Annotated in this window: 16 protein-coding genes; 8 read left to right on the top strand and 8 right to left on the bottom strand. The window is 72.6% G+C overall.

Going from position 1 to position 18,794, the window contains the following annotated elements:
* Positions 1 to 10: 10 nt before the first annotated feature.
* Positions 11 to 580: a hypothetical protein gene (locus R3E98_14285; protein MEZ4424573.1), complete on the bottom strand. Its 570-nt coding sequence runs from the start codon at positions 578 to 580 to the stop codon at positions 11 to 13.
* A gap of 41 nt (positions 581 to 621) precedes the next feature.
* On the opposite strand from R3E98_14285, the gene R3E98_14280 reads away from it, so the two are divergent.
* A complete protein-coding gene (locus R3E98_14280) occupies positions 622 to 1,248 on the top strand; it encodes a TetR/AcrR family transcriptional regulator (protein MEZ4424572.1) in 627 nt (208 codons plus the stop codon).
* A 43-nt stretch (positions 1,249 to 1,291) separates the two neighbouring features.
* Here R3E98_14280 and R3E98_14275 read toward each other — a convergent pair whose 3' ends face one another.
* Complete coding sequence (locus tag R3E98_14275; GenBank protein MEZ4424571.1) at positions 1,292 to 4,012, bottom strand: ABC transporter permease; 2,721 nt, start codon at positions 4,010 to 4,012, stop codon at positions 1,292 to 1,294.
* Positions 4,013 to 4,019: 7 nt separating this feature from the next.
* Complete coding sequence (locus R3E98_14270; protein ID MEZ4424570.1) at positions 4,020 to 4,343, bottom strand: PadR family transcriptional regulator; 324 nt, start codon at positions 4,341 to 4,343, stop codon at positions 4,020 to 4,022.
* Positions 4,344 to 4,551: 208 nt separating this feature from the next.
* On the opposite strand from R3E98_14270, the gene R3E98_14265 reads away from it, so the two are divergent.
* Entirely contained in the window at positions 4,552 to 6,207 is a 1,656-nt protein-coding gene (locus R3E98_14265) for a LuxR C-terminal-related transcriptional regulator (GenBank protein MEZ4424569.1), read from the top strand.
* Positions 6,208 to 6,311: 104 nt separating this feature from the next.
* Positions 6,312 to 7,454 carry an NAD(P)-binding domain-containing protein gene (locus tag R3E98_14260; protein MEZ4424568.1) on the top strand — a complete coding sequence of 381 codons (1,143 nt, stop codon included), beginning with the start codon at positions 6,312 to 6,314 and terminating at the stop codon, positions 7,452 to 7,454.
* Here R3E98_14260 and R3E98_14255 read toward each other — a convergent pair.
* Both R3E98_14255 and R3E98_14250 read right to left on the bottom strand, forming a co-directional pair.
* Positions 7,388 to 8,371, bottom strand: coding sequence for a leucyl aminopeptidase (locus R3E98_14255; protein MEZ4424567.1), 984 nt, complete (start codon positions 8,369 to 8,371; stop codon positions 7,388 to 7,390). The genes R3E98_14260 and R3E98_14255 overlap by 67 nt on opposite strands.
* Before the next feature lie 25 nt (positions 8,372 to 8,396).
* Positions 8,397 to 9,326, bottom strand: coding sequence for an SMP-30/gluconolactonase/LRE family protein (locus tag R3E98_14250; protein MEZ4424566.1), 930 nt, complete (start codon positions 9,324 to 9,326; stop codon positions 8,397 to 8,399).
* Positions 9,327 to 9,495: 169 nt separating this feature from the next.
* Between R3E98_14250 and R3E98_14245 the strand changes: the two genes are divergently transcribed.
* The 3 genes from R3E98_14245 to R3E98_14235 all read left to right on the top strand — a co-directional run bounded on the left by R3E98_14245 (position 9,496) and on the right by R3E98_14235 (position 13,081).
* Entirely contained in the window at positions 9,496 to 11,193 is a 1,698-nt protein-coding gene (locus R3E98_14245; protein ID MEZ4424565.1) for an amidohydrolase, read from the top strand.
* A 2-nt stretch (positions 11,194 to 11,195) separates the two neighbouring features.
* Entirely contained in the window at positions 11,196 to 12,323 is a 1,128-nt protein-coding gene (locus R3E98_14240; protein ID MEZ4424564.1) for an asparaginase, read from the top strand.
* 80 nt (positions 12,324 to 12,403) lie between these two features.
* The gene (locus R3E98_14235) at positions 12,404 to 13,081 is read left to right on the top strand and encodes a hypothetical protein (protein ID MEZ4424563.1); all 678 of its coding nucleotides are present in this window, start codon (positions 12,404 to 12,406) and stop codon (positions 13,079 to 13,081) included.
* Positions 13,082 to 13,161: 80 nt separating this feature from the next.
* Here R3E98_14235 and R3E98_14230 read toward each other — a convergent pair whose 3' ends face one another.
* On the bottom strand, positions 13,162 to 13,806 hold the full coding sequence (locus tag R3E98_14230; GenBank protein ID MEZ4424562.1) for a VOC family protein: 645 nt from the start codon (positions 13,804 to 13,806) through the stop codon (positions 13,162 to 13,164).
* 71 nt (positions 13,807 to 13,877) lie between these two features.
* Between R3E98_14230 and R3E98_14225 the strand changes: the two genes are divergently transcribed.
* A complete protein-coding gene (locus tag R3E98_14225; GenBank protein MEZ4424561.1) occupies positions 13,878 to 14,189 on the top strand; it encodes an antibiotic biosynthesis monooxygenase in 312 nt (103 codons plus the stop codon).
* The gene (locus R3E98_14220) at positions 14,186 to 15,001 is read left to right on the top strand and encodes a creatininase family protein (protein MEZ4424560.1); all 816 of its coding nucleotides are present in this window, start codon (positions 14,186 to 14,188) and stop codon (positions 14,999 to 15,001) included. The genes R3E98_14225 and R3E98_14220 overlap by 4 nt, the downstream gene beginning before the upstream one ends.
* A gap of 84 nt (positions 15,002 to 15,085) precedes the next feature.
* Here R3E98_14220 and R3E98_14215 read toward each other — a convergent pair whose 3' ends face one another.
* Together R3E98_14215 and R3E98_14210 are read right to left on the bottom strand one after the other, a co-directional pair.
* A complete protein-coding gene (locus tag R3E98_14215) occupies positions 15,086 to 17,422 on the bottom strand; it encodes a hypothetical protein (protein MEZ4424559.1) in 2,337 nt (778 codons plus the stop codon).
* A 35-nt stretch (positions 17,423 to 17,457) separates the two neighbouring features.
* On the bottom strand, positions 17,458 to 18,789 hold the full coding sequence (locus tag R3E98_14210; GenBank protein MEZ4424558.1) for a hypothetical protein: 1,332 nt from the start codon (positions 18,787 to 18,789) through the stop codon (positions 17,458 to 17,460).
* Positions 18,790 to 18,794 lie beyond the last annotated feature (5 nt).

The raw sequence follows: 18,794 nt of genomic DNA, 5'->3' as shown, positions 1-18,794 counted from the left end.
TCAGCGCCCCCTACGGGCGCGACTCGATCCCGCGGAAGGCCTCGAACGAATCGCCGCTAAGGAAGAATCGCACCGAACCGACGAGCAGGAGCACGGCCATGGAGGCGGCCAGGGCTGCGATGCCTCGACCCACCGCACGACGCGTTTGCATCGCGTATGCGATGTTCAGGCCCGCCGGGATGGCGAGCGGCAGATTGCGCGGCCCCGTGAGGAGAAGCGCGAGGATCAGCAGCGCATTCACCCGAACCGTGGCGGAGCGGTCTGACGTACCGCGGCGGATCCTCGCCGCGTTCCGGGCCACCAGGACGGCAGGCACGAGAAGCACCACGCCGATCGCGTGGAGCACGGCGGGCTGGCCCCGCACCGTGCCGTCGAGAGCCAGCAGGGACACGGCGAGGAGGTGCCCGGACGCCATCGTCGCGATCAACACGCCGGTGTATGCGTTCAAGGCGGCGCCCCAACGCGCCGGGCCCTCGGGGGGAGATCGGTGGAGCTCCCGCGCGGCCACAACCAGCGCGAGGAGCACCGAAGGAGCGATCCAGTACGCCTCGCGCGTCACCACGTCGAGCGCCGCTGCCATGGGGGGGTCCCTATTTAGGTAGACACAGTGTACAATCAATTATGACGCGGGTTCGGATGGCGCGCAACTACGACATGCGGAAGCGGGGGAAAGCGGCCGAGCAGGCTTCGGCGGAGATCGTGGCCGCAGCCCACCGTCTCCTCGCTCGCCCGGACGGGGGGACCCTCACGCTCGAGGAGGTCGCGCTCGAGGCCGGCGTCTCCCGTTCGACCGTCTACAACCGCGTCGGCCGCCGCGCAGAGCTGCTCGAAGCCGTCTTCAAGGACCAGGGCCGCCTCATCGGGTTCGACCGGGTCCTGGCGGCGTTGGCGCTGGAGGATCCGCACGCGGCGGTGGACGCCACCGTACACGAGTCGTGTCGCGCCTGGAGCGTCATGCCGGTCGCCATCCGCCGCACCCTGGCCTTGGCGGTGATGGACCCGGAGGTGCGCACGCTCGTCGAGCGCTTCGAGCGCGCACGGCGTGCGCATCTGGCGACTCTGGCGACCACCCTGAGCGAGGCGGGCGTCCTTCCCCCGCGCATGGACCAGGATCGGGCCCACGCGACGCTGGTCCTGCTCACGGGCTTCCCGGCCTACGACGCGCTCGCCTTCGACCGCCCCGCAGCCGAGACGGAGGCCCTGCTGGCGCGCATGGTCCGCACGGCGCTCGGGCTCGGAATCGCGTAGGGCGGACCGGCTCGGGACGATCCCACCCGCACGGCCGAGCCGCTCACCCTCGCAGCGCTGCCACCGGATCCAGGGCGGCCGCCCGGCGCGCGGGCAACCAGGCCGCGAGCCACGCCGTGGCCAGGAGCAGCCCGGCGATCGCTCCCAGCACCACGGGATCTCCCGGCGTCGTCTCGTAGAGCAGCGAACGCAGCACCCGCGTGAGCGCGAGCGCGGCGACGATACCGATCAGGCCTCCGATCGTCGCCAGCGCGATGCCCTCACGGATCACGAGCCGCAGCACGCGTCCGCGATCGGCGCCCAGCGCCATGCGGACGCCCAGCTCCCGCCGGCGCTGCAGCACCGCGAAGGACATCACCCCGTAGATGCCCAGCACGGCCAGCAGCAGCGCGACCCCCGCGAACGCGGTCAGCAGGGTGGCGCCGAAGCGGGCCTGGGCCGTGGCCGCCGCGGTGCGCTCTTCCAGCGGGACGATGTCCTCCACCGCGAAGTGGGGCGCGGCCTCCCGTAGCGCGCCGCGGAGCGGACCGGCCAGATCACCTCCGCCGGCCGCCTTCACGAACACCGTCGGGCGCGGATGCGTCGCCTGCAGGAGCGGCACGTACACGTCCGCGCGCGGTTCCTGTTCGGGCGTCTCGTAGCGCACGTCCCCCACGATGCCGACGACGGTGGCCCCTTCGTGGAAGCCGCCACGGTAGAGGGCGACTTCCCGTCCCAGCGGATCCTCTCCGGGCCAGAAGCGCTCGGCCGCCGTGCGGCTCAGCACCACGACGCGCGGGGCTCCGCGGATGTCGGCCCGCGTGAACGCGCGGCCGCGCAGGAGCGCGATCCCCAGCGTCCCGAACCAGCCGCCCGTGACCATGTGCATCTGCACTTCGGGCGCCTGGTCGAGCCCGATCTCGGGCCGGTCCGCGAACGTCATCACCGTGGTGCCGCAGCCACCGGAGAGCGGCGCGCACAGCGCGAGGCCCGCCTCGGCGACGCCCGGAAGCGCGGCCAGCCGCTCCTCGATGCCGGCGTAGATGGACGGCAGCGAATCCGCGGACGGCGTGCCCGGGGCCAGCGCCATGCGCGCCGTGAGGACGCCCTCGCCGTCGAAGCCGGGATCGACCGCGAGGAGGCGGCCCAGGCTCCGGAGCATCAGGCCGGAGCCGGCGAGCAGGACCACGGCCGCCGCCACCTCCACGACCACCAGGACGGAGCGACCGGTCCGGCGCCCCGAGGCGCGCGAGCCGGTGGCCTCGCCGCCCTCCTTGAGCGTCGCGACCACGGGCGCCTGACCTGCGCTCCATGCCGGGAGCAGGCCGAAGACGAGGCCGGTCAGCAGCGCCAGCCCGATGCCGAACACGAGCGGCAGCGGCTCCAGGCGCACGGTGGAGAAGTCCACGAGACCCACGCCGTTGGAGCGCAGCAAGGCGATGGGATCCACGCGCCGCAGCAGCGCCGTGCCGGCGGCCGCGACGCCGATGCCGGCGAGGCCCCCCACCAGCGAAAGCAGCAGCGACTCCGCCAGCAGCAGGCGCCCGACGCGCAGCCCGGACGCGCCCAGGGCGCGGCGGACCGCGAAGTCGGAGCGGCGCGCCAGCGCGCGCCCCAGCAAGAGGCTGGCGAGGTTGACGCACACGACCAGCAGCACGAAGCCCACGGCGCCGAACAGGACCAGCACGGAGCGGCGGATCTGGGGAGCCACGCGGGCGGCGTCCAGCGGCTCGGCGCGCGCGCTCCAGGCCGCGTCCGCGTCCTCGGCCGGATAGACGGCGTCCACGCGCGCACCGGCCTGCAGCACGGCCTGCTGCGCAGGCTCCGGACCCACGTCCGCCCGCCGCCGACCCACGAGGTTGAAGACGTGCGACTGGGGTTCGGACAGATCCGTCTCGCCCCAGCTCATCGCCGGCAGGAACAGGTCCGCGCGCCCGCTGAGCCCGCGGAATCCCGCCGGCGCCACGCCGATCACTTCGTGGGGTCGCCCGTCGATGGGCAGGCTGCGCCCGATCAGGTCGGGATCGGCGCCGAAGCGGGTGCGCCACAACGCGTCCGTGAGCACCACGAGCGTCCGCGTCCCCGGACCCGTGTCCTCGTCGGCGCGGAACGCGCGGCCCACGCGCGGCTCGATGCCGAGCGTACGGAAGTAGGTGGCGCCCACGATCTCGGCCGCGACCCGCTCGGGCGTCTCCGACGTGATCATGGCCGGCCCGGCGGTCGTGTAGACCGCCAGGTCCTGGAAGGCGTCCTGCGCGTCGCGGAAGACCTCGTACTTCGGATACGACCAGACGGATTCCCGCTCGGGCGAATCGAACGCCTCCGCTCCCGGCCGGACCAGGCTCACGCGCATCAGCGCATCCGGATCCGGGAACGGGAGGGGGCGGAGCAGCAGGGCCCACACCGCGCTGAAGATCGCCGTGCTGCCGCCGATGCCCAGCGCGAGCGTCAGCACACCGACCAGCGTGAACCCCGGGCGGCGCTGCAGGCCCCGCACGGCGTACCTCAGGTCCTGCGCCCACTCCCCCATGATCTCCCTCCGGTAGATGGTGCGGTCCCGGCGTGCAGCGCCGCGCTCCAGGCGGCCGTGCGCTCCGCGGTCCAGGCCCAGGCGTCGCTCGGCTTCGCGACGCGCCGCGTCGGGATCCATGCCGGAGGCCACCAGCCGCTCCACACGCGCCTCCACGTGGAAGCGCAGCTCCTCGTCCAGCTCGTGCCGGGTGCCGGCGCGCGAACGCAGCTTGAGCCGGAGGGTGCGCAGGACGCCGGGGCGGATGCGGGACATGGGCGCGTCAGGCGGAGCGGGCCGACAGGATGGTGGTCAGCGCCGCCGCGTAGTCCGAGATGCGCGCGCTCTCCTCCTCGAGCGCGGCTTTGCCTGCACGGGTGAGCGTGTAGTAGCGGGCCCGGCGGTTGTTCTCGGTGACCCCCCACTCGGCGCGGAGCCAGCCCTTCCGCTCCATCCGATGGAGCGCCTGGTAGAGGGCGGACTCGTCCACGGAGAGCTGTCCACCGGAGCGCTCCTCCAGCCAGGTGGTGATCTCGAACCCGTGGCGCGGTCCCCAGACGAGCGCCTTCAGGACCAGCACGTCCAGGGTGCCTTTGAGCAGGGTCATCGCATCCGTGGGGTGCGGGGAACGAGCGGGCGCGGCCTTCGGGCGGATCCCGGCCGCCGAACCGGTGGGGGCCGCCCTCTTTCCCCAGACTCTTACCCTTAGAGTCTGTAGTCAAGAGGAGGGTTGCCCGCTGGCTCCGCCCGGGGGGCGGCGGGCCCTGCGGCGGGTCCGGTTTCGCCGTGGACCGCGGCCCACCTATGGTGGAGGGGTGAGCAGCCCACCCACCGACCTGGAGCAGGCCCGCGCCGCCTTCGCGCGCCGCGCCTGGCGCGAGGCCCGCGACGCGTTCACCGCGGCCCGCTCCGCGGGCCCGCTGTCGCGCGCGGATCTCGGCGCCCTCGCCGTGGCCGCCGATCTGACCGGCGACGACGAGCTCCTGATGACCGCCCTGGACGAGGCCCATGCGGCGGCCGTCGACGCGGGCGCGCCGGTCGAAGGCGCGCGCTGGGCCTTCTGGATGGGCTTCCATCTGATCACCCGCGGAGAGATGGCGGCAGCCGGCGGCTGGTTCGGCCGCGCCCAGCGCCTGCTGGAGCAGACGGAGGATGCCTGCGTGGAGCGCGGCTACCTGCTGCTCCCCGCGGCGCTGCGCGCGCTCGAGTCGGGTGGGCTGGAGCAGGCGCGGGCCACGGCGGCGCGTGCGATCGAGATGGCACAGCGCTTCCGCGAGCCCGACCTCCTGGCGCTGGCCCTGCACGTGGAGGGGAGGGCGCTCCTGCGCGCCGGCCAGCTGCCGGAGGGTCTCGCCCGCCTGGACGAAGCCATGGTGGCCGTCGCGCGCGGCGAGACGTCCCCCCCGGTGACCGGGGTGGTGTACTGTGCCGTCATCGCCGCCTGTCGCGAGGTCTGGGAGCTCCGACGGGCGCAGGAGTGGACCACGGCGCTCACGCGCTGGTGCGAAGGGCAACCCGATCTGGTCCCCTTCGCAGGCGAGTGCCTCGTCTTCCGCGCCGAGATCCTCCAGCGCCGTGGCGAGTGGGAGCAGGCGTTCTCTGCCGCCCACCGCGCGTTGGAGTGCGCGCAGCGGAGCGGGAAGGCGAGCGTCGTGGGGGCCGCACACTACCAGCAGGCCGAGCTGCACCGCGTGCGGGGCGCGCTGGAGCACGCGGAGGCCGCCTACCAGGCGGCCAGCCGCGAGGGTCTGCAGCCCCTACCCGGGCTGGCCGCGCTCCGCCTGCACCAGGGCGACGTGACGGCCGCACACGCGCTCCTGCGTCGCGCGCTGGCGGAGACGCCCGCCGCACATCGGCGCGCCCGGCTCCTGCCGACGTGGATCGACGTGCTGCTGCGCCGCGGCGACGTGGGCGGCGCGGAGGAGGCGGCAGCCGAGCTCACGGACATCGCCCGCCGGTTCGGATCGGATACGCTGGAGGCGACGGCCGCGCGGGCGCAGGGCGCCGTGGCCCTCGCTCGTGGGGCACCGGAGGACGGGGTGGCGCCGCTGCGGATCGCCGCCGACCTCTGGGAGTCCAGCGGGGTGCCGCACGAGACCGCGCGCACCCGGGTCCTGCTCGCGGCGGCCTGTCGGGCCATGGGGGACGCGGAAGGCGCCGCGCTCGAGGAGGACGCGGCCCGCCGGACGTTCGCGGCGCTCGGCATCGACCCCGATCGAGCTCCGCTCGACGCGCCGGGCAGCGCAGCCGATGAGGAAGCGCAGGACTTCGGCCTCACGCCGCGGGAGCGCGAGGTGCTGGCCCTGCTCGCGACCGGCCTCACCAACCGCGCCCTCGGCGAACGGCTCGGCATCCGGGAGAAGACGGTCGCCCGCCACGTCGCGAACCTCTACGGGAAGCTCGGGCTCTCCTCGCGCGCGGCGGCCACGGCCTTCGCCTACGAGCACGGGCTGCTGGGCGGTCCTGCATAGAACGACCCACACGCGGCCAGGGGGCGCTGCACGATCCGCCCGAAGCGACCCGTTCGGCGCTTCGGTAGGCTTCGAGGAGGAATCCCAACGACCTCGGAGGATCCATGGACCACCCCGCGCGCACCCACTCCGTCGACACCCTGGTGATCGGAGGCGGCCAGGCCGGGCTGTCGGTCGGCCATCATCTCGCACGCCGGGGCGTCCCCTTCCTGATCCTGGAGGCCCGCGCCCGCATCGGGGACGCCTGGCGCGAGCGGTGGGACTCCCTCCGCCTCTTCTCGCCCGCACGCTACAACGGGCTCGACGGGATGCCGTTCCCGGCGCCCGCGTGGACGTTCCCCACGAAGGACGAGATGGCCGACTACCTCGAGCGCTACGCGGCCCGCTTCGCGCTGCCGGTCCGCACCGGCGTGCGGGTGGAGCGCCTGACGCGGGAGGATGGCCGGTTCCGGATCGAGACCCGCGACGGTCGCTTCGATGCACGCGCGGTGGTGGTGGCCATGTCCGACTACCAACGACCGCGACGGCCCGACTTTGCCGCCGCACTGCACGCCGACATCCGGCAACTGCACTCGGCGGACTATCGCAGCCCCGCGCAGTTGCAGGACGGGCCGGTCCTGATCGTCGGCGCCGGCAACTCGGGAGCGGAGATCGCGCTGGAACTGTCCGACCGTCACCCGGTCTGGCTGTCCGGCCGCGACACGGGCGCGCTCCCCTTCCGCATCGAAGGCGCCGCCGCACGGCGCGGGCTGGTGCGTCTGACCTTGCGCGGCCTCTTCCACCGCGTGCTCAGCGTGCGCACGCCGATCGGCCGGGCGCTGCGGCGTCGCATCCTCCACCGGGGCGGGCCGCTGATCCGCACCCGACCGTCGGACCTGCAGGCGGTGGGCATCCAACGTGTGGCGCGCACCGCAGGCGTGCAGGAGGGGCAACCCGTCCTCGAGGACGGGCGCGTGCTGCCCGCCACGAATGTGCTGTGGTGCACGGGCTTCGAGGCCGGGTTCGACTGGATCGACCTCCCGGTGCACGGGGCCCTGGAGCCGCGCCACGCCAGCGGACGGGCGCTCGATGTCCCGGACCTGTGGTTCGTGGGCCTGTTCTTCCAGCACGCCCTGTCGTCCGCGATGGTCCACGGTGTGGGCCGGGACGCGGCCCGGGCCGCCGCGGCCATCGCAGAGGGCTACGCGAAGACGACCTCGCCCGCCTCCACCACCACGCGGTCGTCGATCGTGACCGTGGGCGCGTAGAGCACCATGTCCATGTGCACGGGACAGCGCACGGTGCCGCCGTAGAATACGTTGTCACCGATGGCCACGTGGACCAGGCCCCGGGCCTTCTTCTCCTCCTCGAAATCGCCGTTGCGGCGGCAGGCGCCGTTCAGGCCGATCCCGATCTCGGCGATGTTGTCCGCACGCGGCACCTCGGTCACGATCTTCGCCAGGGCACGCGAGCGCGTCCCCTCGCTCTCGACGGCCACCACCCGGCCCTCCTCCACGCGCAGCACCACGGGCTCGCCCCCGCCCAGATGCGCGATGGGGCCGTCCACCACGATGCGCCCGCTCGCCTTGCCTTCGTTCGGCATCTGCGACACCTCGCCGTCCGAGAACGCGGCCTCGAGCCCCATCTCGGTGGCGAAGCCACATTCGACGATGACGTCCTCCCCGGCCATGGTGGAGGACAGATCCGTTCCGGCGGGCGTGGTGATGCGGATCCGCGAGCCCGTGCGCCACAGCGCGGCGAAGCGATCGCCTTCCTCCTTGAGCGCGTCGTAATCCGCCAACGCGCCGCCGGACGTGAAGTTCTCGAGGGTACGCATGACCATGGACATGCCGCGCAGCGTCTTCGCTTTGTACAGCTTCTTCACCGCGTGATGGTAGGTCGGGGCCCCGCCGGAGCGCGTGAGCCCGATCAGCACGTCCGCGGACTCCAACGCCTTCTGGATCACGGGCGTGAGCTCGTTCTTGCGGTCCGTGCCGCGATCCGGCTGGGTCAGGACGGTGAACTCGGCCCCCGCGTCCAGGATCTGCGCACAGAGCGCGTCGACCATGACACGCTCGCTGGAGGGGTCGCAGACCAGGGCCACCTGCTCCCCGGGCTGGATGGCGAGCAGACGACGGACGATGAGACGGGCCCGGTCCTCGGGCGCGGCGTGCGTGGCGTTCATGGGGTCGGGATCAGGGAGTGGGAGGTCAGCCGTCGAGGGCTTCGATCAGGACCTGGTTGGCGTTGAACAGCGGAATGAGGACGCGGTTGCGGCGGGCGTCGTAGCCGATGTCGGCCGGGGCCTCGATGTCGGTGACGATCCTGCGGAGCGCGCCCGTGGGCCCGACCCGCAGCACGGCTTGCTCGCCCCAGCTCGAGAACATGAAGCCCCCGTCGCGCACGAACTCGACGCCGTCCAGTTGGCGGTCGGAGGCGGGCAGCACGGTGGTACGCTCCCCGTCGGCGGTGAGCGTGAAGACCTCACCGGACCCGAAGGTGACGACGAAGATGCCGCGGCTCCCGACCGCGATGCCGTTGGGGTGGCCGAGGAAATCGCCCTCCGCGATGGCGTTCATGCGGCCGTCGGCGGCCATGCGGTACACGGCGTCCGTCCCGGAGGGCGCGAACCCTTCGCTGAACCCGGTGTCCGTCACCCACAACGTGCCGTACTCGTCCGCCGCGATGTCGTTCAGGAACGTGGCCTCGGGCACACACACCTCGCCGGTGGGCGCGCCGGACGCCAGGTCGAAGATGCGCACGCAGTCGATGTCGGCCACGAACAGGGAGCTCCCGGATACGGCCATGCCCTTGGGCGCGTTCAGGGTCGCGTCGGACGTGGACCCGTCGATCCACTTGAGGGCGATCACCGACCCGTCGGGCGCGACGCGCGAGATGAACCCGTTGTCGTCCCGACCCAGCGGATCCCCGTTGATGTTGGAGACCAGGTAGACGTCGGAGATCGTGTCGTGCAGCACGGACTCGGGCGTGGCGAACCCCACGTCGGCGATGGTGATGCGGGCCTCGGTGGCGAGCGTGCCGGCCCGGCTTCCGGGCTCGCTCTCGCCGCCGCCGCAGGCACCGAGCGGCGCCAGGAGCAGGACGAGCGCGACGCGGTGCCGGATCGGGGCCAACGACATGGAACCTCCTCGGGGGAGCGGGATGCGGACGGCCGTCCGTCCTGCGAGCCGGTGCTCGCGGGAACGGAGGCCCAGCCTGTAGAATCTGGGCGTCGACCCGGGGCCCGCGCGAGGGCCGGAGCGTCCGTCCGCTCGCCCGCCCCACCGATCCGACCGTCAGGAGACCCCGATGCGGAGCCGCTCCACCCCCCTCTCCCTGCCGTTGCTCGTCCTGCTCGCGGCCTGTGCCGGCGGGGAGCCCCCGTCGGGTGAGGCGGCCGACCTCATCCTCACCAACGGGCGGGTGGTCACCGCGGACGACGCCGTGCCGGACGGAGAGGCGCTCGCGATCCGCGACGGGCGGATCCTCGCGGTGGGCACGGCCGAAGAGATGGCCGTCCACCGTGGTCCGGAGACGGAGACGCTGGATCTCGAGGGCCGGCTGGCCATCCCGGGCTTCATCGAGGGACACGCCCATTTCATGGGCATCGGGGACGCCCAGCTGCAGCTCAACCTCATGGACACGGAGAGCTGGGAGGAGATCGTCCAGCGGGTGGAGGCCGCCGTGGCCGACAGCCGCCCCGGCGAGCTCATCCGGGGCCGCGGGTGGCACCAGGAGAAGTGGACGCACACGCCGGCCGGGAGCGTGGAAGGCATCCCCACCCACGCCTCCCTGAGCGCCGTCTCCCCGGACAACCCGGTGGTGCTGGTGCACGCGAGCGGCCACGCCGCCTTCGCCAACGCCAAGGCCCTGGAGCTGGCGGGGATCGACGCCAGCACCGCGGACCCGGCGGGCGGCGAGATCGTCAAGGACGCGGGCGGCCAGCCCACCGGCTATCTCAAGGAGACCGCGGAGGAGCTGCTGGCGCCCGTGGCGGCCGCGGCGACCCCGGTCGATCCGCGCCGCCCGGCGGAGCTGGCCAACCAGGAGCTGATCGCCAAGGGCATCACCTCCTTCCAGGATGCCGGCGCGCCGACGGCGGTCGTGGATCTCTACAAGGAGATGGTCGACGCGGGCGACATCGACGTGCGCCTGTGGGTGATGCTGGGTGGCTCCAACGCCGACCTGGCCGAGGCGCTGCCGCGGTACCGGATGGTGGGGTACGGGGACAACCACCTCACCGTGCGCGCCATCAAGCGCTACATCGACGGCGCCCTGGGCTCGCACGGCGCCTGGCTGCTCGCGCCGTACACGGATCTCCCCACCAGCTCCGGCCTCAACACCGTGCCCATCTCCGAGCTCGAGGAGACGGCCCGGCTGGCGGCCGAGAACGACTACCAGCTCTGCATCCACGCCATCGGCGACCGGGGCAACCGCGAGGTGCTGGACATCTTCGCGGCCACGTTCGCGGACCATCCGGAGAAGGACGACTGGCGCTGGCGGGTGGAGCACGCCCAGCACCTCGACCTGGCCGACATCCCCCGTTTCGCCGAGCTGGGCGTGATCGCCTCCATGCAGGGGATCCACGCCACCTCGGACGCGCCGTTCGTGCCGATCCGCCTCGGCGATCAGCGCGCCCACGATGGCGCGTACGTCTGGCAGAGCCTGATGCAGAGCGGCGCGGTGGTCATGAACGGCACCGACGCCCCGGTCGAGGACGTCGATCCCATCGCCAACTACTACGCCACGGTGTCGCGACGCACACGGGACGGCTCGGTCTTCTATCCCGATCAGCGCATGAGCCGCATGGAAGCGCTCAAGAGCTACACGATCCAACCCGCCTACGGAGCCTTCGAGGAGGACCTCAAGGGGACGCTGACGCCGGGCAAGCTGGCGGACGTGGTGGTGCTCTCCCAGGACATCCTGGAGATCGCGGAGGAGGAGATCCCGAGCACCGAGGTGGTCTACACCATCATCGGTGGCCGCGTGGTCTACCGGAGGCCGTAGGGGTGGAGCGGCAAGGCCTCACGGGCGCCGTGCGACCGGGCATCGTGCGACGGTTGGCCGTGCTGCGGGCCGCCGCGCTCTCGTGCGCCCCGCGTTTGCGCACCGTGCTGCGGGCCGCCGCGCTCTCGTGCGCCGCCGTGCTCGCGGCGGCGCCGCTCACGGCGCAGACCGCCCGCCCGCCCGTGGTCATCCTCACGACGGGAGGGACCATCGCGTCGCGCAGTGATGCACCCATGGCCAGCGGCGACAGCCTGGTGGGCGCCGTGCCGGCGCTGCTGGACCACGCGCAGGTCACCGTCGAGGAGTTCAGCCGCGTGGGCTCCTCGCAGATCACGCCGGCGCATTGGCTGGCGCTCGCCCAGCGCATCAACGGCTTGTTCTCCGAGCGCCCCGACCTGGCCGGCATCGTGATCACGCACGGCACCGACACGATGGACGAGACGGCGTTCTTCCTGAACCTGACCGTGCGCGACGAGCGGCCGGTGGTGATCACCGGGTCCATGCGGTCGGCGACGGAGATCTCCGCGGACGGTCCGGCCAACCTGCTGAACGCGGTGCGCATCGCCGCGGCCCCGCACGCGCGCGGGCGGGGCGTGCTGGTGGCGCTGAACGAGGACATCTCCGCCGCGCGCGACGTCTGGAAGACCGACAACCGCCGGGTGGACACGTTCGCGTCCCCCGAGCTCGGCCATCTGGGCTTCGTGGATCCCGACACGGTGGTGTTCCTCCGGGCCACGCTGAAGCCACACACCACGGAGAGCGAGCTGGACGTCCACGACGTGGAGGTGCTGCCCACCGTGCTGGTGGCGCACGACCACACCGGCTTCGATCCGCGCGATCTCCAGGATCTGGTCGCCCGCCGTCCGGACGGCATCGTGCTGGCGACCTTCGCGGGCGGGCGCACCAGCCCGGGGGCGCGGGAGGGCGTCCGCGCGGCGGTGGCCGCGGGCATCCCGGTGGCGCTGGCCTCCCGGGTGCCCGGGGGCCGCATCGTCGGCGATCCGGCCGCGCCGCTGGGCGCGGTCCTCGCGGCCGACCTGTCCCCCTGGAAGGCGCGCATCCTGCTGATGCTGGGCCTCACGCGCACCCGGGACACGGACGGTCTCCGGAGGATCTTCGCGCGGTACTGAGCGACGCGGACGGCATCCCGGACCGAAACCCGGCTTGCCCGCAGCCGTACGAGTGCGGAGATCCTTTCGGACAGCGACAGATGGCAACCACCCCTCGCACGCACCCTGCGCCCGACCGCTCGGCCCACCGGCCCGCCCCCCCGGGTCGGCGAGCGGTCACGCTGCGGGTCCTGGCCGAGCTGAGCGTGATCTTCGTCGGCGTGTTCGGCGCGTTCGTGGCCGAGGACGTCCGCCAGACCCGCGAAGACCGGCAGCGTGCCCAGCACATCTACGCCGCGATCCTGGGCGAGATGCACGCCTTCAGCTCGCGGGCCCCACTGGTGGCCGCGGAGATGGACAGGATCGAGGCGGAGTGGAACGCAGCGCGAGCGCAGGGCCACGCGCCCCCACCCCCCTACTACCGTGAGCCCCGAGCCGAGTCGCCCCCCTCGGCGATCTGGGAAGCGACGCTCGCGTCGGGGGGTGTGGCCTTGCTCGATCCGGACCTCTTCAACCGCCTCGCGGTGTTCTACAACCGTCTGATCTCGATGAGCGACCGATATCGGCGCTACAACGAGGTCACCGAGCGCGAGATCCTGCCGCACGTGGACGACGGGCCGGATCGCTTCTACGAGGAGTCCGGACGATTGCGCGGCCTCTACCGCGCACACCTGTCCATGCTGGCGGAGATCCGGGAGGAGCTGGCGCTGCTGATCACCGAGGTGGGACCGCTGGAGCGGGAGCTCGAAGTCGTCCTCGGGGAGCCCCGCGCGCCGTAGCGGACCGCGTCCCGTGGCGCTCGGAGGGCCCTCCGAGCGCGTGTCTCCGGCCCGGGGCGGCGAAGAAGACGCGGGGACGCCTACCGACCCGGCCGCGTCAGCACCACGTCCCCACCCGGCCCTCGCAAGGTCGCGAAGAGCGCAGCCCGTGGACCCTCGGTCACCGGCAGGGGCACGTCGAGCACCGCGAGCCCGTCCCGCAGCCGCTGCGGCTCCGGGTGCTCCGCACGGAGATCCACGAGGGTGACGTCCCCCGTCCACCCCGCGGCGGGGTGCGCCGAACCCGACCAGTCCAGCAGGAACGGGAGCGGCCACTCGGGATCGACGGAGTACGGATCCGTCATGGACCAGGCGAGCAGGCTGCCGTCCGGACGCCGGCGCGACCCGGAGACCGGCTCACCGAGCGCGAGGCCGGCCGCGCGTGCGCGCCGCACCGCCCCTTCCAGATCGGTTCCGGCCGCTGCCCAGGCCACCAGACCCGGCTCCTCCAGCCGATCGATCCCGAACAGGGTCGGCAGCTCCCCGCTCTCGCGCTCCGGATCGGGTCCGATCACCTCCACGTAGCACCGGGGCCCCAGCGCCAGGATGCGGTTGCGGGTCCCCCACGCCGGATGGCGACCCCCGGGGCCCGGGGCCACGCCCACGCGCTCCTCGAACCAGCGGACGCCCTCCTCCAGGTCGGGGGCCGCCACCACCAGATGATCCACCCGCTCGAGGACCGACACGCGATTGCTCCGGCATGAGGCTCCGACTACGCTCCGCGCACGGTGACACACCTCGAGCGCTGGAGCAACGGATGATCGTGCGCATGTGGCACGGCTGGACCACGCCGGAGAACGCGGACGCGTACGAGCGCCTGCTCCGGGAGGAGATCTTCCCCGGCATCGCAGCCAAGGGCGTGGCCGGATACCGCGGCATCCGGCTCCTGCGCCGGAGCGCGGGGGACGAAGTGGAGTTCGTCACGCTGATGGAGTTCGACGCGCTGGACGCGGTGCGGCAGTTCGCGGGACCGGACCATGAAGCCGCCTACGTACCCGCCGCCGCACGCGCCGTGCTGAAGCGCTTCGACGAGCGGTCCCGTCACTACGACGTCCGGGAGGAGCGATGAGCGACTCCACGTCCGCTGCCCGCCCCTGGGTGCTCGCCGAGAGCCGCTGGGAGGACGTGCAGGAGCGGTCGTACGATCTCGCGCTGCTCCCCTGGGGCGCCACCGAGCCGCACAACCTGCACCTGCCCTACGGGACCGACACGCTGGAGGCCGAGTCCGTGGCCGTCGAGGCCGCCCGCCTGGCCTGGGAGGCGGGCGGGCGGCCCCTGGTGCTGCCCGCGGTGCCGTTCGGTGTGAACTCCACCCAGCTCGGCCTCGGGCCCACCCTGCACCTGAGCCCCTCCACGCAGCTCCAGATCCTCTTCGATCTCATCCGCAGCGTGGAGGCCGCGGGCATCGAACGGCTGGTGCTCTGCAACGGGCACGGCGGCAACGATTTCAAGCCGCTGATCCGCGAAGCGCAGGGCGAGACCGACGTGTTCCTGTGCGCCTTCGACTGGTGGCGCGCCGTGGACGCCCGCGGCTTCTTCGACCGACCCGGCGATCACGCCGGAGAGCTCGAGACCAGCGTGGTGCTGGCGCTGCGACCCGACCTGGTGGCGCCGCGGGAGCGGTGGGGAACCGGCGATGCGCAGCCGTTCACGGTCGCGGCCTTCAACGAAGGCTGGGCCTGGACTCCGCGCGACTGGCCCAGTGTCACGCAGGATACCGGCATCGGCGATCCCGCCGCTGCCACCGCCGAGAAGGGCGACCGCTTCCTTACTGCGTGCTGCACGCGGATCGCGGCCTTCCTGGTGGAGCTGGGGAGGACTCCCCCGGACGCGCTCTACGAGCCGTTCTCCGACGAGCCGACGACACGGGGCACGTCATGAGCACCATCCCCTCGCTGGAGCGGGACGTGCGCGGGCTCGAGCGCTACGCCGAGGTGCCGCGCCGGGCCGCTTGACGGCTGCGTCTCAGAGGATCGCGTCCAGGTACAGATCCAGGCGGAACTGTCGGTTGGGGCCGTTCAGACCGCGGGAGAGATCGATCCGGATCAGCCCGTCCAGCAGGCTCCCGCCGATGCCCACCCCATAGAGCAGGTCGTCCGCGGCGAAGGCGTCGCGCGCGCCCGCCCACCCCGCGTCCCCGAAGGCGGAGAAGCTCCCCACACCGTCGAAGGTGCGCGCCAACTCCAGCCGGCCTCGCGTGAAGGACGGGCCGGAGATCACGGACGGAGGATAGCCCCGCAGCGTGCCTGCCGAACCGAGGAACCAGGCGCGCTGCGGCGGCGCGTCCCCGAACGTGGTGCCGGCACCGGCCTCCAGGCCCGCCCGCCAGCGGCCCCCGAGCGGGACGGCCACCCGCAGGACCGCGCTGGTGCGGGCGTAGTCGGACGTGGTGTCCGCGCCGATGGCGCGCCAACGCGCGCCCTGGCCGAAGAGCTCCAGGCCCGCCTGCACGCCCAGCGGATCCCCGCCCCACCAGGGAGACACCCTCAGCTCGGCGCCCGCCTCCTCCAGGTCGGTGGCCGGCACGTTACCCCGGAAATCCCAGGAGTCGTCGAAGGCGTGGAAGAGGGCGAAGCCCGCCTCCGTCTCCAGCCGGTCCTGACGCTCCGCCCACAGGCGCAAGGCGAACGATTCCCGGGCCCCGGTCGGCGGACTCCACGTGAGCGAGGCGCCCGTGGCCCGGTAGTACTCCCCGTTGTCCCGTCCGAAGAAGAACGCGTCGAGCGAGTTGCCGAAGCCCAGGTAGCCGGCGCGGGGGTCCGTCGCCGTGACCTCGCGATAGACGCCGAAGGTGAGCGTGCGCAGCACGGTGGAGCGCTCCAGGTCGAGGCGCGCCGAGGGCTCGAAGCTGGAGAAGCCCAGGAAGCCGCTGGCCCCCAGGGTCCACGGCCCGCCGATGGCCGCCTCCACCCGCCCGCCCAGGGCCGGCCCCTCGACGCGGTTGTAGCGCACCAGGTCGGGTCGGGCCCACCCCCAGCTCGCCGACCAGGGCAGGCCTTCGATCGGGGGCGCGGGCAGGTCCGCGAGCGTGCCCAGGTACTCCGCAAGCTCGTCGTCCGTGGCGAACCCGTCGGCCTCCTCCCAGATCGGCGGTGGCAGGTGTGGGCTGACGGCCACCTGGCTCCGGTCCTGCGGGACCAGCAGCAGCGACTCCCGATCCCGCGCGGCGGGCTCGGCACGCGACATCTGCTCGTAGGCCACCGGCTCTCCGTCGGAGAGCAATTGCGCGATGAACGCCATGGCCTCCGCGCGCGACCCGAAATGCACCTCCTGCACCGCACCGGTCGGATCGGCGCCCACGGAGAGGTCCACCGTCTCCTCGCCGTCGTCCTCGGCCGTGGTCACGGACTCGATGTCGTACGCCACGTCCATGGACACCGGCATCTTCAGGATCCCGGCGGCCACCTCTCCTTCCATGCGCAGCGTGCGCGGCAGCCAGACGCGGAAGTCCCACAGCGCGTAGTCCACCGCGATCATGGTGAGGTCGAACGTCCACGGCTTGAAGAGCCCCGGCACGTACTTGAAGGAGCCCTGCTCTTCCTCCTCCTGCAGGTCCGGGATGTCGCGGATCGCGTCGAACTGCTGGCTCAAGCGGAAGACCGCCCGCACCAGCGCGCCGGACTCCGGCTCGATCCAGAGGCTGCCGGTGATGCGGTGCACGTCCGCGCGCCGCGGCAGCACATCCAGCTGGACCGTGCGGAGTTGACGTCCGCCGGGTAGGCTCAGGGTCAGCGTGTCTCCGCTCTCGAAGCGATAGAGGCTGTCGGCACCGGGCGCGAGCGGGTGCGCGAACCAGAAGTCGTCGTTGTCGGGTTGGAAGGCGTCCTCGTCGGAGTCCCCCATGCCGAAGAACAACCGATCCCCGCCCGGCTCGAACGGCTCGTCGAACGGGAGGTCCTCCAGCCAGTCCAGGTCCCCGTCCCGGATCGCCGCATTCCGTCCGGGATACTGGGACCGTGTCCCCAGCACCTGCACCACCGGATCGTACTCCTGATCCCAGAACGCGCGCACGGCCGTCTCGTTGCGGTAGAGGACGCGGTCCTTGAGCGGCGTGCGCAGCGACGCCGCGATGCGCTGATCGATGCGGGCCGTGTAGCGCAGGATGGAGGTGTCCAACGCACCCCAGGTGTCCGCCGCAGCGCTCCAGAGCGTACGGGCAGCGGGATCCACGAAGGCATCGTCGCGGAGGGGAGTCTGGGCGTGCAGGCCGGGCGCGGCCAGGCCGAACAGCGCGAGAGCGGCCAGCGCCGCCGACGCTCCGCTCCACCCGGTTCCGCCCTGTGTCGCGCAGGGGGTCCGCATCCGCGGCTCCACCGTGCGCGGAGACCTCTGCCGGATCATCGGGGTCCTCCTGCCGACGCCGCCGCGCTCCCGAAGCGGACCTCCTTGAACTCCTCCCAGGACACGTAGCGCTGCGCGGGCTCGCCGCCGTCCTCGCTCGGGGCCGGTGTGATCAGGATGCCCTTGTTGTCCCAGTCCACGTCGTTGGAGTCGTCCATGACCAGCTCGCGTCCGTCGACCAGCACCACCCGCACCCCGAAGGCCTCACCCCGCTCGATGCGCGCGATGCGTCCCAGCTCGACCTTGAACGAGTGCCCCCGCTCGATGCGGCCGACGCGTCCCACACCGACGACGAAGGCATCGTCCTCGGCCCGTCCGTCGAGCAGCTCCCAGGTGTACGTCTCGTCCATGTCCCACCGCAGCGTGCCGCGGATCTCCTCGCCCGTCTGGGTCACGACCGTGCCCTGGAGCGGCGCGCCGCCGTCGAAGGCATCGTAGGCAGGGCCGTCCGGCGCGGGCTCGAAGTCCACCCGTTCCAGCGCGTCCCACTCCACCTCGATCATGCCGAGCCCGGGATCGGAGATCTGGACGCCACGGTGCCCACGGCCCACGTCGTTGGAGCCCGACAGCTCGAGCGTGCGGCCCGACCGCAGGGTGACCTTGGCCGAGCGGCGCTCGGCCTCGATGGAGGCGATGTCCCCGAAGGGGATGTCGTGCTCGTCCCCGTCGTCGTCGCGGCCATCGAGGATGTCGGACGTGAACGCCTCGTCCAGGTCCCAGGCGAGGAAGCCGGTGAAGGAACGGCCGCGGTCGTCCTGGACGGTGCCGTAGAGGCGCTGGGAGCGGGCGCGCTCACCCGCGGGGACCGCCGCGAACGTCACCCGCTCCACGTCCTCCCATTCCAGCTCCGTGGTCCGGCCGTTCCGCTCGACGATCAGCTCGCGCAGGGAAGGGCCCAGGTCGGTGGCCCCGCCGGAGAGCGACACCCGCCCGCCCCCTTTCAACACCAGGTCCACGCTGTCCTCGTCCGCGACGACCAGTTCCGCCAGGTGCCCGAAGCGGATGCCGGAGGCGACGCGGGTGGGGAAGTCCGGATCCTCCTCGTCCCAGGTGACGCGGTACCCGCGCAGCTGGATGGCCCGCACGGGCCGTTCGCCTCCATGCTGCTCGGCGATCCACGTGTCGTAGGCGTCCTCCGGCAGGGTCTTGGTCCCGTCCAGCAGGTCCACCCAGCTGGCCTCGTTGCGGTCCCAGCGCAGGAAGCCCTCGTGGACCTCCCCGGCGTGCGTGTGCACGCGCGCCCAGATGCGGTGGGCATCCTGGGCGTGGAGCGGGGCCGCGAGGGCCCAGAAGAAGAGCAGGAGGCGAAGCGGGTAGGGCGTGCGCATGTCGG

Source organism: Gemmatimonadota bacterium (genome assembly GCA_041390125.1).
In the GTDB taxonomy this organism is placed as follows: Bacteria; Gemmatimonadota; Gemmatimonadetes; order Longimicrobiales; family Gaopeijiaceae; genus JAGQIF01.
The sequence above is the reverse complement of the archived record's forward strand: the minus strand, read 5'-3'. Positions and strand labels throughout refer to the sequence as shown.